This is a genomic window from Flagellimonas algicida (assembly GCF_049629585.1).
Classification (GTDB): domain Bacteria; phylum Bacteroidota; class Bacteroidia; order Flavobacteriales; family Flavobacteriaceae; genus Flagellimonas.
This window is the reverse complement of record NZ_JBMYIX010000001.1, coordinates 1,527,229-1,540,395: the sequence shown is the minus strand read 5'-3', so window position 1 is coordinate 1,540,395 and position 13,167 is coordinate 1,527,229. Positions and strand designations below refer to the sequence as shown.

The 13,167-nt window shown below is 44.4% G+C and carries 14 protein-coding genes; 9 read left to right on the top strand and 5 right to left on the bottom strand.

Annotated features, from left to right (window positions below; all coding sequences use genetic code 11):
- Positions 1 to 76 precede the first annotated feature (76 nt).
- Complete coding sequence (locus ACPD8L_RS06870; RefSeq protein WP_293301726.1) at positions 77 to 892, bottom strand: 2,3,4,5-tetrahydropyridine-2,6-dicarboxylate N-succinyltransferase; 816 nt, start codon at positions 890 to 892, stop codon at positions 77 to 79.
- A gap of 100 nt (positions 893 to 992) precedes the next feature.
- Between ACPD8L_RS06870 and ruvX the strand changes: the two genes are divergently transcribed.
- From ruvX to ACPD8L_RS06855, 3 genes are read left to right on the top strand one after another with little or no spacing between them, the layout of a single operon-like run.
- Complete coding sequence (ruvX, locus tag ACPD8L_RS06865; protein WP_421809808.1) at positions 993 to 1,403, top strand: Holliday junction resolvase RuvX; 411 nt, start codon at positions 993 to 995, stop codon at positions 1,401 to 1,403.
- Between the two features lie 3 nt (positions 1,404 to 1,406).
- Complete coding sequence (gene def, locus ACPD8L_RS06860; RefSeq protein ID WP_293301722.1) at positions 1,407 to 1,997, top strand: peptide deformylase; 591 nt, start codon at positions 1,407 to 1,409, stop codon at positions 1,995 to 1,997.
- A 54-nt stretch (positions 1,998 to 2,051) separates the two neighbouring features.
- The gene (locus ACPD8L_RS06855) at positions 2,052 to 2,498 is read left to right on the top strand and encodes a DUF5606 family protein (protein ID WP_116218234.1); all 447 of its coding nucleotides are present in this window, start codon (positions 2,052 to 2,054) and stop codon (positions 2,496 to 2,498) included.
- Here ACPD8L_RS06855 and ACPD8L_RS06850 read toward each other — a convergent pair whose 3' ends face one another.
- Both ACPD8L_RS06850 and ACPD8L_RS06845 read right to left on the bottom strand, forming a co-directional pair.
- Positions 2,499 to 4,076: a family 20 glycosylhydrolase gene (locus tag ACPD8L_RS06850; protein WP_423942657.1), complete on the bottom strand. Its 1,578-nt coding sequence runs from the start codon at positions 4,074 to 4,076 to the stop codon at positions 2,499 to 2,501.
- Positions 4,077 to 4,078: 2 nt separating this feature from the next.
- Positions 4,079 to 4,741 (bottom strand): GDSL-type esterase/lipase family protein, encoded by a 663-nt coding sequence (locus ACPD8L_RS06845; protein WP_423942656.1) that lies wholly within the window; start codon positions 4,739 to 4,741, stop codon positions 4,079 to 4,081.
- 285 nt (positions 4,742 to 5,026) lie between these two features.
- On the opposite strand from ACPD8L_RS06845, the gene mazG reads away from it, so the two are divergent.
- From mazG to ACPD8L_RS06815, 6 genes are all read left to right on the top strand, one after another.
- A complete protein-coding gene (gene mazG, locus ACPD8L_RS06840) occupies positions 5,027 to 5,812 on the top strand; it encodes a nucleoside triphosphate pyrophosphohydrolase (RefSeq protein ID WP_116218231.1) in 786 nt (261 codons plus the stop codon).
- 35 nt (positions 5,813 to 5,847) lie between these two features.
- On the top strand, positions 5,848 to 7,392 hold the full coding sequence (locus ACPD8L_RS06835) for a sulfatase family protein (protein WP_423942654.1): 1,545 nt from the start codon (positions 5,848 to 5,850) through the stop codon (positions 7,390 to 7,392).
- A gap of 85 nt (positions 7,393 to 7,477) precedes the next feature.
- Positions 7,478 to 8,845 carry an MATE family efflux transporter gene (locus ACPD8L_RS06830; protein WP_272609628.1) on the top strand — a complete coding sequence of 456 codons (1,368 nt, stop codon included), beginning with the start codon at positions 7,478 to 7,480 and terminating at the stop codon, positions 8,843 to 8,845.
- A gap of 37 nt (positions 8,846 to 8,882) precedes the next feature.
- The gene (locus tag ACPD8L_RS06825; protein ID WP_116218229.1) at positions 8,883 to 9,110 is read left to right on the top strand and encodes a hypothetical protein; all 228 of its coding nucleotides are present in this window, start codon (positions 8,883 to 8,885) and stop codon (positions 9,108 to 9,110) included.
- Positions 9,111 to 9,680, top strand: coding sequence for a phosphatase PAP2 family protein (locus tag ACPD8L_RS06820; protein ID WP_293301709.1), 570 nt, complete (start codon positions 9,111 to 9,113; stop codon positions 9,678 to 9,680).
- A complete protein-coding gene (locus ACPD8L_RS06815) occupies positions 9,677 to 11,335 on the top strand; it encodes an ArnT family glycosyltransferase (RefSeq protein ID WP_423942651.1) in 1,659 nt (552 codons plus the stop codon). The genes ACPD8L_RS06820 and ACPD8L_RS06815 overlap by 4 nt, the downstream gene beginning before the upstream one ends.
- Here ACPD8L_RS06815 and ACPD8L_RS06810 read toward each other — a convergent pair.
- Positions 11,332 to 12,204, bottom strand: a complete 873-nt coding sequence (locus tag ACPD8L_RS06810) for a lysylphosphatidylglycerol synthase transmembrane domain-containing protein (protein ID WP_423942650.1) — start codon at positions 12,202 to 12,204, stop codon at positions 11,332 to 11,334. The genes ACPD8L_RS06815 and ACPD8L_RS06810 overlap by 4 nt on opposite strands.
- A complete protein-coding gene (locus ACPD8L_RS06805) occupies positions 12,185 to 13,147 on the bottom strand; it encodes a glycosyltransferase family 2 protein (protein ID WP_152131093.1) in 963 nt (320 codons plus the stop codon). Before ACPD8L_RS06805 ends, ACPD8L_RS06810 begins: the two co-directional genes overlap by 20 nt.
- Between the last annotated feature and the right edge of the window lie 20 nt (positions 13,148 to 13,167).

Here is a 13,167-nt window from a genome sequence, read left to right as displayed (position 1 = left end):
CGGCTTTTTTTCAAAAAAGAAACAACCCAATGGATATACTGGCAATAGTTATTGTGTTTGCCTTCCCTTAAGTGCATTAAACAGCGACATCATGCTCGCGAAGAGCGTTGTTCAATGACGTTTTTTTGTCTGTACTTTCCTTTCGTTTTCCAATGATCAAGGCGCAAGGTACTTGGTATTCACCTGCAGGGAATTGCTTGGTATAACTTCCCGGAATGACCACGGATCTCGCTGGAACCCTTCCTTTAAGTTCTACGGGTTCGTTTCCTGTAACATCAATGATCTTGGTGGAGGCGGTCAAGACCACATTAGCCCCTAGAACGGCTTCTTTTTCAACACGGACCCCTTCCACAACAATGCATCGAGAGCCTATGAAGGCATTGTCCTCAATAATTACCGGAGCAGCTTGTAAGGGTTCCAATACCCCACCAATTCCTACACCGCCACTTAAGTGGACATTCTTCCCAATTTGGGCACAACTACCTACTGTGGCCCATGTGTCCACCATGGTGCCTTCATCCACATAAGCACCAATGTTAACGTAGCTGGGCATAAGAATGGTCCCTTTGGATATGTAGGCGCCATGTCTGGCCACGGCGTGTGGCACCACACGGACCCCTTTCTCCTGATATCCTCTCTTCAATGGGATTTTGTCATGGTATTCAAAAATGCCAGCTTCGAGAACTTCCATTTTCTGGATAGGGAAATATAGGACCACCGCCTTTTTTACCCATTCATTGATTCGCCAACCATCTTCTGTGGGTTCAGCGCATCGCAGTTCTCCCAAATCAATCAGGTTGATTACTTCACGGATGGCATTCTGGGTTTTTTCCTCAGACAACAATTCCCTATTGTCCCATGCTTTTTCAATAAGTGCCCTTAAATCTGTCATTTTTTCTTAAAATTTTGACAAAGATAACCCCCTCCTGAGAATATTACGGCCTATTTTAAGGGCATAACATTTTTAGAGTTATTTTTGCCAAAAAATTGATTTGGCTAGAATTGTGGCTTTGGATTATGGAAAAGTGAGAACTGGGGTTGCGGTTACCGATGAGCTGCAATTGATAGCCTCTGGTCTTACCACGGTCCAGACCAAGGACTTGATTCCGTTCCTTGCCGATTACGTGGGAACCGAGTCGGTGGAGCGATTTGTGGTGGGATTGCCCAAGCAAATGGACAATACCCCTTCGGAATCGGAGGCGTTGATTCAAACCTTTTTGCAAAAACTCACGACCCAGTTTCCGGATATCCCTGTGGAACGCCAAGACGAACGTTTCACTTCCAAAATGGCATTTCAGTCCATGCTGGACAGCGGAATGAAAAAGAAAAAGCGCCAGGACAAGGGCCTGGTCGATGAAATAAGTGCCACGCTTATATTGCAGGCATACCTTAACAGAAATTGATTTATGATTTTACCCATTGTTGCTTACGGGGACCCCGTTTTGCGTAAGGTCGCAACCGATATTACAAAAGAGTATCCCAAACTGGACACATTGATTCCCAATATGTGGGAGACCATGTACAATGCCCATGGCGTTGGGTTGGCCGCGCCACAGGTGGGATTGCCCATTCGCTTGTTCATGGTGGACACCTCACCTTTTTCAGATGATGAAGATCTTAGCAAAGAAGAACAGGAGCAGTTGAAAGGTTTCAAGAAAGTGTTCATCAATGCCAAAATCGAGGAAGAAACTGGGGCCGAATGGGATTTTAATGAAGGTTGTTTGAGCATTCCGGATATTCGGGAAGACGTAAAGCGCAAACCTGAGGTGACCATTAGTTATTTGGATGAGAACTTTGAACCCCATACCGAGACCTATAATGGTCTGTTGGCCCGGGTAATCCAACATGAATATGATCATATAGAGGGGGTTTTGTTCACGGATAAGCTATCATCCCTTAAAAAGCGTTTGCTAAAAAACCGATTGGAAAAAATTTCCAAGGGAAAGATCAGTGTGGACTACAAGATGCGATTTCCCAATATCAAAAAAGCACGTTAAAAAAATCGGCGTTCGCGATAAAAACATATTTTTGCGCGCATAAATTTATTTTGAATGGCATTGGACAAGATTTTATCGATAGGAGGTAAACCAGGACTTTACAAATTATTGACCCAGACCAGGAGTGGTTTTGTGGGGGAATCCCTGTTGGACGGAAAGCGTATTACCGTTGGAATGCGGAGCAACGTGAGTGTCTTGTCTGAAATTGCCATCTACACCTTGGAGGAAGAAATGCCATTACGGGAAGTCTTTCAAAAGATCAAGGAGAAAGAAGGAGGGGAAAAGACCTCCGTTAGCCATAAGGCGGACAAAATAGATTTGGAAGAATATTTCTTCAGTGTACTGCCCAACTATGATGAGGATAGGGTGTATGCCAGTGATATCAAGAAAATTATCCAGTGGTACAATCTTCTTACCGATAACAACATCACGGATTTTGTAGAAGAAAAAACTGAAGGCGAAGGGGAAGAATCCGCCGTCGCCTCCAGTGAAGAAGAATAATTACTCCTCTTTCCAATCCACCAATTTGGTGGGATAATATGCTACTTGCTTTTTATTGAGGTACGCTACCTGTTGTGCCAGGCGTTGTCTGTAGTCCTCCCAATTGCAGTGTTCCGCGGGGGACCAGCCCAATTCGGCATACCCTATGGCACGCGGAAAGGCCAAGTACTCCATTTCGGTGCTATTGCTTATGGTCTCGGACCATAGTGGGGCTTCAATGCCCAAAATACTTTCCTTGGGCAAGCCTTCTATGTAGGTTTCGGGGTCCCACTTGTATGCTTCATCAACAGGAATATAGGCGGCCCAGTGCAAACCAAATTTGGAAAGCGAATCATACTGCATATCCAAATAGGCTTTTTCGGCTGGGGATAGAATGATTTTGGAACCATCTTGTGCGGCCTTGGTGGCATATTTTGCCTCGTTCCAAAGTTGAAGCACACTGGAAGAGCTAATGTCAGCTTGGGCCACTTCGTTCCATCCCACCATTTTTTTGCCGTGTTTTTGGATGATTTTCTCCACCTTTTCCACGAAGAGGATGTAATCACTTTTCTTGGTAACATGGCTTTCATCACCTCCCATGTGGAAGTATGGACCAGGGGTCAATTCAACAATCTCACCGATTACATCATCCAGAAAGCTATACACGGTATCTTTTTGGGCATCAAAAGTACTGAAGCCCACTTGGGTCCCGGTGTAGGTTTTCACAGGTTTTCCATTTCCATTTAGGAATGGATAGCTTACCGACGCGGCATTGGTGTGTCCCGGCATGTCCACCTCAGGGACTATGGTGATGTGTCTATCTGCAGCATAGGCCACAAGCTCCTTGTATTCTTCTTGGGTGTAAAAACCACCTTTACCACCACCTACTTCAAATTCACCACCCACTTCGGTCAATTTGGGCCAGGATTTGATCTCCAAACGCCATCCTTGGTCATCGGTCAGGTGCAAATGCAGGGTGTTGTACTTGTAATAGGCCAAGATATCGAGGTATTTCTTTACTTCATCCAAAGTGAAGAAGTGTCTGGCCACATCCAACATGGCACCTCGGTATTCAAACTTTGGACTATCCACAATTTGTCCCGAAGGGATGGGCCAAAGGGCATGGTCCGTCAAGGTATCGTTGCTTTTTTCAGGGATGAGCTGTCTCAGGGTCTGTATTCCCCTAAAAGCTCCCGCCGCAGATTTGGCATTCAACAGGATGGAATCTTTTTTAATGTCCAATTGATAGGACTCCTCCGTTTCCAAGCTGGCATCATCGGCCAAATTGATGTAGATGAACCGTTCCACGGATTTTGAATCGTCCGTGGCATTCACGGAAAGATCCAGCCCAGTGGACCATTTTATTTTTTCGGAAAGGAATTGCCCGACTTTTTCAAGCTTCGGGTCGGTCGTGGAAGTGTAAATGGCCGTGTTTTGGTCCAATCCGAACGCGCTGTGCGTGGCCACGGTCTTTACGGGTTTTGGAATCAATGGTGCCGCTCCCAAATCGGTCTTTGGGAAATTGATTTCCGGCTTGGCCGGCTGGCAGGCGGCCATGACGACCAATGCCAAAACAATTGCTGAAATTCTGGAGATCATAATTAATTAAGGTTTGTATTAAGGTTGATATAATCTTTTAGGGTTTGCTGCCAAATGTCGTAACCCTTTTTGTTCATGTGCAATCCATCTTCTATGAAGATGTCATCCATTACTTTTCTGTTGTCGAGCATGGGTGTCCATACATCCACAAATTCAATACCATTGGTCTTTTTGGCCAGTCTGCTGAGTTTTCTGTTCAAACGTTTGTACTTACGTCTCAAATGCCACCGGGAAAGGCTGGGTTTGGCGGAAATGAGCACAATCTCCATTTGCGGCCTCTCCTGTTGTAGGGTTTGCAGGATTTCCTCGGATAATTTTAGGATGGCCCTTGGCCTTTTTTTGGCACTGATATCGTTGTCCCCTTCATAAATGAACACTTTTACAGGATTATAGTCCAAAATGAGCTCGTCCAGATAGTGTTGAAGGTCAGAAAATTGGGAACCTCCAAATCCGTTGTTTAGGATTTGATATTGAGGAAACCGTTGTTGTACATCTTTCCACATACGAACACTGGAGCTCCCGGTAAAGACCAGGGTGGGTTTTGTGGCGTCCCAAATGGAATCATTGTTTTTCTGGATGGTTTCCACTTCCTTTTGGTAGCGTTGGATATCTTGGGCGTGTAGTAAAAAGGGTAGTAATAATAATGGTAGGAGTAATTTATTCATTAGAGTGATTTAGTTGGTGTTGGGAACTCGGGTAAGGAGTCATTGCATTGGTAAAGTCTTTCTGTATGATGCAAATATTGCCATGGATAAGAAAAGTTTTGAGCTATCGAAATGATTTCATGCTTGCCATTTTTTCAAAAATACGATTTTCACCATAGCACCCCCTTAGGTTTTTTGGGTCTATTTTAATAAATGTTGAAAAAATGGCGAAACTCTTTATAAATATGGAATAAATTTCACGTTGGCCTTTTCAAGGTCTTTGTATTTTTGGACAAAACCAGATGAATGAACCCAAGAGCTGAACAATTGGCGGCGTTTGACCGACTTCTTACCATAATGGATGAGTTACGGGAACAATGTCCGTGGGATAAAAAGCAGACCATGGAATCCCTAAGGCATCTTACCATAGAGGAAACCTACGAGTTGGGCGATGCCATTTTGGACAATGATCTGGAAGAAGTCAAAAAGGAACTGGGCGATTTGTTGTTGCACATCGTGTTTTATGCCAAGATTGGTTCAGAAACCCAAGATTTTGATATGGCTGATGTGGCTCATGGCATCTGCGAAAAATTAATCAACCGTCATCCGCATATTTATGGTGATGTCAAGGTGAAAAATGAAGAAGAGGTAAAGCAGAACTGGGAGAGCATCAAACTCAAGGAAGGAAAAAAAAGTGTGCTTGAAGGGGTCCCCAAAAGCCTTCCAGCTTTGGTCAAGGCCAATAGGATTCAAGAAAAAGTGGCCGGGGTGGGGTTCGATTGGGAACATCCGGAACAGGTATTTGAAAAATTACAGGAAGAACTGGGCGAATTACAGGAGGAAATCAAATCCAACAATGCCGACCAAATGGAATCCGAATTTGGGGACGTGTTCTTTTCCATGGTCAATTATGCCCGTTTTTTGGGAGTGAATCCGGAAAATGCGCTGGAACGGACCAATAAAAAATTTATAGATCGCTTCCAGTATTTGGAGGGAAAGGCCAAAGAGCTCGGAAAGACTTTAAAGGAAATGACCTTGGCCGAGATGGATGTGTATTGGGAAGAGGCCAAGAAAATGCAAAAAGTTCAATAAGTATGATACGATCCAAACGAGTACAAAATCTGTCAATGCTACTTCTTTTGACCATGGTAACATGGAGCTGCAAGACCAAAGAAGAGCCCAAAGTTGAAGAAAAACCCAACATTCTCTTCATTCTTTCCGATGACCATACCTCGCAAGCTTGGGGGATTTATGGCGGAATTCTGGAAGAGTATGTGCAGAACAACAGCATTGAACGGTTGGCCAAGGAAGGTGCGGTACTCAACAACGCCTTCTGTACCAATTCCATCTGTAGCCCAAGCCGGGCCACCATTCTCACAGGTCAGTATAGTAATCTGAATCAAGTATACACCTTAAGGGAACCGCTTCCGGTGGGCCATCCCAATGTGGCAAAAACCTTTGGCGAGGCTGGGTATCAAACCGCGGTGATAGGCAAGTGGCACTTGTACAGACAGCCCGAAGGCTTTGGCCATTTTGAGGTTTTGCCGGGACAAGGGGTTTATGTGAACCCTATCTTGAAGACCAAGGAAAATTGGGTGGATGGCTCTGATGGAACCCAAGGCAAACAATACGAGGGCTTTTCCACCGATGTCATTACCGACCTGACCATTGAACACCTTAAAAACCGGGATGCTGAAAAACCCTTTTTGATGTTCACCCATTTTAAGGCTACGCATGAGCCTTTTGATTACCCGGAACGATTTGCGGATTTATATGTGGATCAAGAAATCCCAGAACCCGAATCTTTACTGGATTTTGGTCCGGAAACCACGGGAAGGACATTCAATGGACAAATTTTGGAGCGCTTGGCCGATCGTTGGCAGGCCGCAACCGAAAGGCCGGAAGAATTCTGGACCTACTATCCGGGGTTGCCTTATCCGTTGGATGGTTTGGACAGTGTCCAGAAACGTAAAAAAATCTACCAAAAATTGGTCAAGGATTTTATGCGTAGCGGTGCTGCCATTGATGACAATATAGGTAGACTGCTCGATTTCTTGGAGGAAGAAGGTCTGGCCGATAACACCGTGGTCGTATATACAGCCGATCAAGGTTATTTTCTGGGCGAACATGGCTTTTTTGATAAGCGTTTGATTTACGAAGAGTCCCTAAGAATGCCCTTCGTAATCCGTTATCCCAAGGAAATTAAGGGTGGGCAGCGTATAGATGATATTATCCTAAATATTGATTTTCCTGCCTTATTGGCCGATTATGCGGGTATAGAAAAGCCATCTTATATGCAAGGGAGAAGTTTTCGGGAAATCCTAAACGGAAACGCACCGGCCGATTGGAGAAAGCAAATGTACTACCGCTATTGGTTGCATGAACCCAAAAGACCGGCTCATTTTGGCGTGAGAAACCATCGGTACAAACTTGCTTTTTTCTATGGACAGGGATTGGGTATGAGTGGGGCTTCCTCCGAACCTACGGAACCCCAATGGGAGTTCTATGATTTGGAAAATGATCCCAAGGAACTCCACAATGCGTATGGGGAACCCAAGTATGCCGATATCATATCGGAAATGAAGAAAGCCATCGTGGAGGAACGTCAAAAGTATGGCGATACCGATGAAAATTTCCCCGAGATGCAATCCATTTTGGAAGAAGCATTTTAAAAGTTTTTTTCTAGAGATTTAGCATTTTTTTAATTCGGACAACCGTACCAAAGGTTCTATATTTGTCGGTTCCAATTGCATGGCCATGTTTCAACGGTACACCAAGGAATTTAAATACAACCTTAAGCTCTCCTACCCCGTAATTTTGGGGATGTTGGGGCATACGTTTGTGGCCTTTGCGGACAATATCATGGTGGGGCAGTTGGGAACCGCTGAACTGGCAGCCGTATCGTTGGGGAACAGTTTTGTGTTCATAGCCATGTCCTTGGGTATTGGATTTTCAACGGCCATTACCCCTTTGGTAGCCGAGGCCGATGGGGCCAAAAATCAGGCAGATGGCAAAAGTGCCCTCAAACACGGATTGGTCCTGTGTACCTTATTGGGATTGTCCCTCTTCGGAATTATTCTACTATGCAAGCCATTGATGCATTCCATGCAGCAACCCCCGGAAGTGGTGGAATTGGCCATACCCTATTTGGAGTTGGTGGCCTTCTCTTTGGTTCCCTTGGTCATGTTTCAAGCATTTAAGCAATTCTCGGAAGGGTTGTCGCAGACCAAATACCCCATGTATGCCACCATTTTGGCCAATGTGGTGAATATTTCACTGAATTACCTATTGATTTTTGGTTCGTTTGGATTTCCCAAGTTGGGCATCGTTGGAGCGGCAATTGGTACCTTGGCCTCACGGTTTATCATGGTGGGATACATCTGGTTTCTACTGAAAAGAAAAGAGAAGTTTCAACCCTACGTGACCGGGTTCAACTTTAAGGTGATAGAGAAGAAGGTGATGAACAAGATCATCAGTCTTGGGTTTCCTTCGGCCATGCAAATGTTCTTTGAAGTGGCCATATTTACCGCCGCCATTTGGTTGAGTGGGGTATTGGGTAAAAATGCCCAAGCGGCCAACCAGATAGCATTGAACTTGAGTAGTATGACCTTTATGGTGGGAATGGGGCTCAGTGTGGCTGCTATGGTCCGTGTGGGCAATCAAAAGGGATTGCAGAATTTTAGGGAGCTCAAAAGAATTGCGGAATCCATTTTTTTCCTCACCCTATTGTTGGAAATCGTTTTTGCTGCTCTCTTTTTGATCGGGAGACATTGGTTTCCCACCATTTATTTGGATGTGGACGACCTTGTCAATCAAATGGACAATACCGAAGTAATCGTCATTGCGGCCAAGTTGCTGTTGGTGGCAGCATTTTTTCAAATTTCAGATGGATTACAGGTCGTGGTTTTGGGTGCTCTAAGGGGACTTCAGGATGTAAAGATTCCAACCTTGATCACGTTTGTGGCCTATTGGTTGATCGGATTTCCCATTTGCTATTACTTGGGTCTGCATACCCATTTTAAAAGTACCGGGATTTGGATAGGATTGTTGTCCGGACTAACAGCTTCGGCGGTATTGTTGTATATTCGATTCATCTATTTGACCAAAAAATTGATACAGGACTGATTCGGATTTTATTGACCGGATTTAAATCAAAAAACATATGGAACTGCCCAAATTTCTTTTAGCGGATAATACAGATCATCCCGATGCGATATTCATCGTCCATACCGAGTATCCACGGTTCATCATTAACTTGGAGAATGATGAAGTGGAATGGATGGAGGAATTTTCAAAAGAAGATGAGGCAGAACTTGCCGAAGAAGCGGAGGGCCTAATTGAGGCGGCCACGGCATTCTACGATCGCGAAGTTTCCAGATACGACGCGTAGATGCTGGACCAACTGCTGCAATACGACAAAGACCTTTTTCTCTTCCTCAACGGATTGGGGACCCCCACTTGGGATGGGTTTTGGATGTTCATGACCAAGACTAGGAATTCATTTCCCCTGTATGTGCTGCTGCTTTATCTCTCCTATAAAAATTTTGGATGGAAAAAGACAGGCATCATTTTGGTAAGTGTGGCCTTGTTGATTACCTGCACGGACCAACTATCCAATTTTTTTAAATACGGTGTCGGCCGATTACGACCTTGCCATGATCCGGAGATCAGTGAGATTATGCGCTTGGTGAAAAGTTATTGCGGAGGACAGTTCGGCTACTTTTCTGCCCATGCCGCCAATTCCTTTGGACCGGCTACTTTTTTCACTGTCCTGTTCTGCGGAAAGGTAAGGTACATGGGATTTATCCTTATGATATGGGCTTGTTTGGTGGCCTATAGCCGGATTTATATCGGGGTTCATTTTCCTTTGGATGTATTCACAGGGGCTGTTGTAGGCCTGGTGTTCGGATGGTTGTTTGCCAAGTTGGCTATATTTGCATTCCAAAAAATAGGGACATGATTTCAACGACCAGATACTGGTTTTTACTTACCCTGATAGTTCTGGTCTATATCGCTGGAATGTTTGTGACCCTTTTCGAGAACGATTCCGCGCAGTTTGCCGTCATGGCCATGCGGATGGTTCAAGAAAATGATTTTTTGAGCCTCTTCAAAGGACCAGAGGAATATTTGGACAAACCACATATGCACTACTGGTTGGCGGCACTCTCCTATAAAATTTTTGGCATACACGACTGGGCTTACAGGATTCCGGGTATTTTGGCGACCCTGCTGGGGGCCTATAGCTGTCATGGTTTGGGGAAATTGCTCTACAACAAAGATGTGGGTCGGTTTGCTGCCCTAATTTTTATGACGGCACAGACCATTGTGTTGGCGAATATCGATGTGCGTACTGATGCGGTTTTGACCGGCTTTGCCATTTTTTCCATTTGGCAGTTGGTCACATACATCGAAAAAAATACCCTTAAGGGTATAGTCTTAGGTGCTTTTGGAGCTGGAATGGCTTTTTCAACCAAAGGTCAAATTGCCCTAGTGGTCATTGGGGTTTCGGTACTTTGCCACTTGGCCTATACCCGAAAATGGATGCGATTGATGAACTGGAAGGTATTGGTGGCTTTAGTAGTTTTTGGTTTGACCATAACCCCCATGCTCTACGCCTATTATCACCAATTTGATCTGCACCCGGAAAAGGTCATTCGGGGTAAGGACCACCGCAGCGGTATCTTCTTTATTTTTTGGGAGCAAAGCTTTGAGCGCATGAGTGGCGAAGGGGTAGGCAAGAACAGCAGCGATTTCTTTTTCTTCTTCCATACTTTTTTATGGGTGTTTTTGCCTTGGACCGTCTTGGCCTTGATAGCCTACTGGACGAAACTCAAAACGTTTTGGAAAACCAAGTTTGCCTACAGGCCGCAATTGGAGTTCCTGACCTTTGGCAGCATCACCATTCTTTTCTTTCTGATCAGTTTTGCACAGTTTAAACTGCCGCATTACATGAACATACTCATTCCATTGTATGCGGTGCTTTCAGCAGGATATCTGTATCGAGTCCATCATGAACAAAAGGAAAAGGTGGCCAAAGTATTGGTGATAGTACAGTACTTTATTTTGAGCCTGGTCTTCGTTTTTACCGTTCTGGTTTGCTTTTATGTGTTCAAGTTGGAGCATTGGTACGGCTATTTGGTGTTGTTGGCAGCACTTTCTGGCGTTGTCTACTATTGTTTGAAACAAGAGGCGCCTTATCTTAGGATTTTGACCATTTCAGTTTGCAGCTCGTTATTGCTGAATGGATTGCTCAATACCCATTTTTACCCACGCCTGCTTCAATACCAAGCCGGTTCCACCATGGCTGGGAAAGTTGCGGAGAACAACATTCCTGTGGACAAAATCTATAAGATTTCGGAAGGACATACTTGGGCCTTGGATTTTTATAACAAAAAGCCCGTTAAGATTGTTTCCTTATCAGATTTGGCAGATAAGCATGATGTTTGGGTCTATGCTACGGACCATGAATTGGAAAGACTCCAAAATGATAGGTACCATTGGCACGAGCAGATTACCGTGGACCAATTCCGGATTACCCGCCTTCAGATTAAATTCTTGAACCCCAACACCCGTCAAAAGAAATTAAACCGAATGCATTTAGTGCATTTGGATTAGGAAACCGTTTTCATTTCAGGCTTTTTAAAATGATAATACATTCCCATAAGGGAAACCAAGGCCGTGATCAGAAAAAAAGTAAAACTGATGCCAATGGAAGTACTGGCATTCAACCCTAACCACTCCGCACCATATAAAAAGGTGACCTCCCTACTTCCAATTCCACCAATGGTCAATGGAATCACCGATACAATGGAAGAAACCAAGAATACAAAAAGGTACTCCACAACATCCAATCCAATGGACAATGATTTCAGAATGCATAACACGCAGACCAACTGGGCCAATTGTACCAAGGCCGAATAGCCCAAAGATTTCCAAAACACAGGAAACCCAGAAATGAAAAAGCGTTTGTTCACCCACCAAAAGACCACGACACTTAGGGGAATGGCCAGAGCAATAAGTCCGTTCAATCCATTAAAAAAAGTATTGGAAGATAGGAGTGCCAAGGCGCAGGCATAGACAAACAGTAGCAGCATACCACTTAATCGGTCTACCAGCAACACGGAGACCACTTTCTTAGTCCCGGGCTTATATTCTTTTTGGACTACGTAGCCTTTGTAGGCATCACCGCCAATTCCACCGGGGAGAAACAGGTTATAGAACATGCCCAATAGATATAGTTTTAGGTTGGCCAATTGCGTAATTCTTGCCCCGATCTGGTGAAAGTAGAGCTGCAGCCTAAACGCGGCCAAGACTTTTGAAAGGGTAAATAAAAGAATGGCCAAAACCAGATAGATGGGGTCGCTCTTTTTTAACGTCTGCAGAACGTCCTTGAGTTCTATTTTGGTGAAAATAAAGTAAATCAATACCGCACTGATGACAATTTTCAGAGCTGTAATGAGCTTCTTACGCAGCTTTTCCGTCACCGATAGAGATTTTTTTGATGCGATAGGGTCGTTTCTGTTGGGATTCGTAATAGGTTCGAATCAATAGCTCCATCACAATACCGATAGTGAAGAGTTGAATGCCCCCCAAAATGAACATCATCCCAAAAATGAGTAAGGGTCTACTACCGATATCCTCACCAAAACCAAGCTTTACGATAAGCAGATATAGGTTGATAAAGATACCGAGGATGATCAGCAACACGCCAAAAATTCCAAAGAGGTGAATGGGTCGTTGAAAATATTTTCGAATAAAGAGCAAGAGCATCATATCGGCTACCACCTTGAATACCCGTTCCAGTCCATATTTGGAAACCCCGGCATGACGGGCATGATGCTTTACAGGCACTTGCTTTATTTGGGCGCCTTCCAAATGCGCCAACAGTGTGATAAAACGGTGCATTTCACCGTATAGGTTGAGTCCCTTGGCAATATCCTTGGTAAAGACTTTGAGGGCACAGCCATTGTCTTTGATATCGAGTTTGGTTACCCTCCGAACCAAGAAATTGGCAATTTTGGAAGGAATCTTTTTAATGAGGGAATCCTTTCTTTTCTGACGGATGCCCGTGACCACATCGTATTCTCCGCTTACCGCATAGGTCAACATTTGGGGAATGTCAGAGGGGTCATTTTGAAGGTCCCCATCCATGGTAATGATGTATTCCCCTTCGGCGTAGTCAATACCGGCGGCCAAGGCCAAACTTTGTCCGTAGTTCTTTTTCAACTCGATCAAATGGACTTTGGAATCATCCATTTCCTTGACCTTTATGCGGGTCTTGTCCGTTGAAAAATCGTCCACATATACAATTTGATAGTTGTACCCTTCAAGACTTTCATGGATCTTTTGGGTAAGAAGAACCACATTGTCTTCTTCATTGTACAACGGGACTACTATGGATAAAAGGGAATCGGTGACGGTGCTCATTCGTTTTGGAATCTGTGCAA

Excerpts from the sequence above, each read along its gene's own strand:
- ACPD8L_RS06870 (WP_293301726.1), bottom strand. The coding sequence starts at position 892 with ATGACAGATTTAAGGGCACTTATTGAAAAAGCATGGGACAATAGGGAA.
- def (WP_293301722.1), top strand. The coding sequence starts at position 1,407 with ATGATTTTACCCATTGTTGCTTACGGGGACCCCGTTTTGCGTAAGGTC.
- ACPD8L_RS06855 (WP_116218234.1), top strand. The coding sequence starts at position 2,052 with ATGGCATTGGACAAGATTTTATCGATAGGAGGTAAACCAGGACTTTAC.
- ACPD8L_RS06850 (WP_423942657.1), bottom strand. The coding sequence starts at position 4,076 with ATGATCTCCAGAATTTCAGCAATTGTTTTGGCATTGGTCGTCATGGCC.
- ACPD8L_RS06845 (WP_423942656.1), bottom strand. The coding sequence starts at position 4,741 with ATGAATAAATTACTCCTACCATTATTATTACTACCCTTTTTACTACAC.
- mazG (WP_116218231.1), top strand. The coding sequence starts at position 5,027 with ATGAACCCAAGAGCTGAACAATTGGCGGCGTTTGACCGACTTCTTACC.
- ACPD8L_RS06835 (WP_423942654.1), top strand. The coding sequence starts at position 5,848 with ATGCTACTTCTTTTGACCATGGTAACATGGAGCTGCAAGACCAAAGAA.
- ACPD8L_RS06830 (WP_272609628.1), top strand. The coding sequence starts at position 7,478 with ATGTTTCAACGGTACACCAAGGAATTTAAATACAACCTTAAGCTCTCC.
- ACPD8L_RS06825 (WP_116218229.1), top strand. The coding sequence starts at position 8,883 with ATGGAACTGCCCAAATTTCTTTTAGCGGATAATACAGATCATCCCGAT.
- ACPD8L_RS06820 (WP_293301709.1), top strand. The coding sequence starts at position 9,111 with ATGCTGGACCAACTGCTGCAATACGACAAAGACCTTTTTCTCTTCCTC.
- ACPD8L_RS06815 (WP_423942651.1), top strand. The coding sequence starts at position 9,677 with ATGATTTCAACGACCAGATACTGGTTTTTACTTACCCTGATAGTTCTG.
- ACPD8L_RS06805 (WP_152131093.1), bottom strand. The coding sequence starts at position 13,147 with ATGAGCACCGTCACCGATTCCCTTTTATCCATAGTAGTCCCGTTGTAC.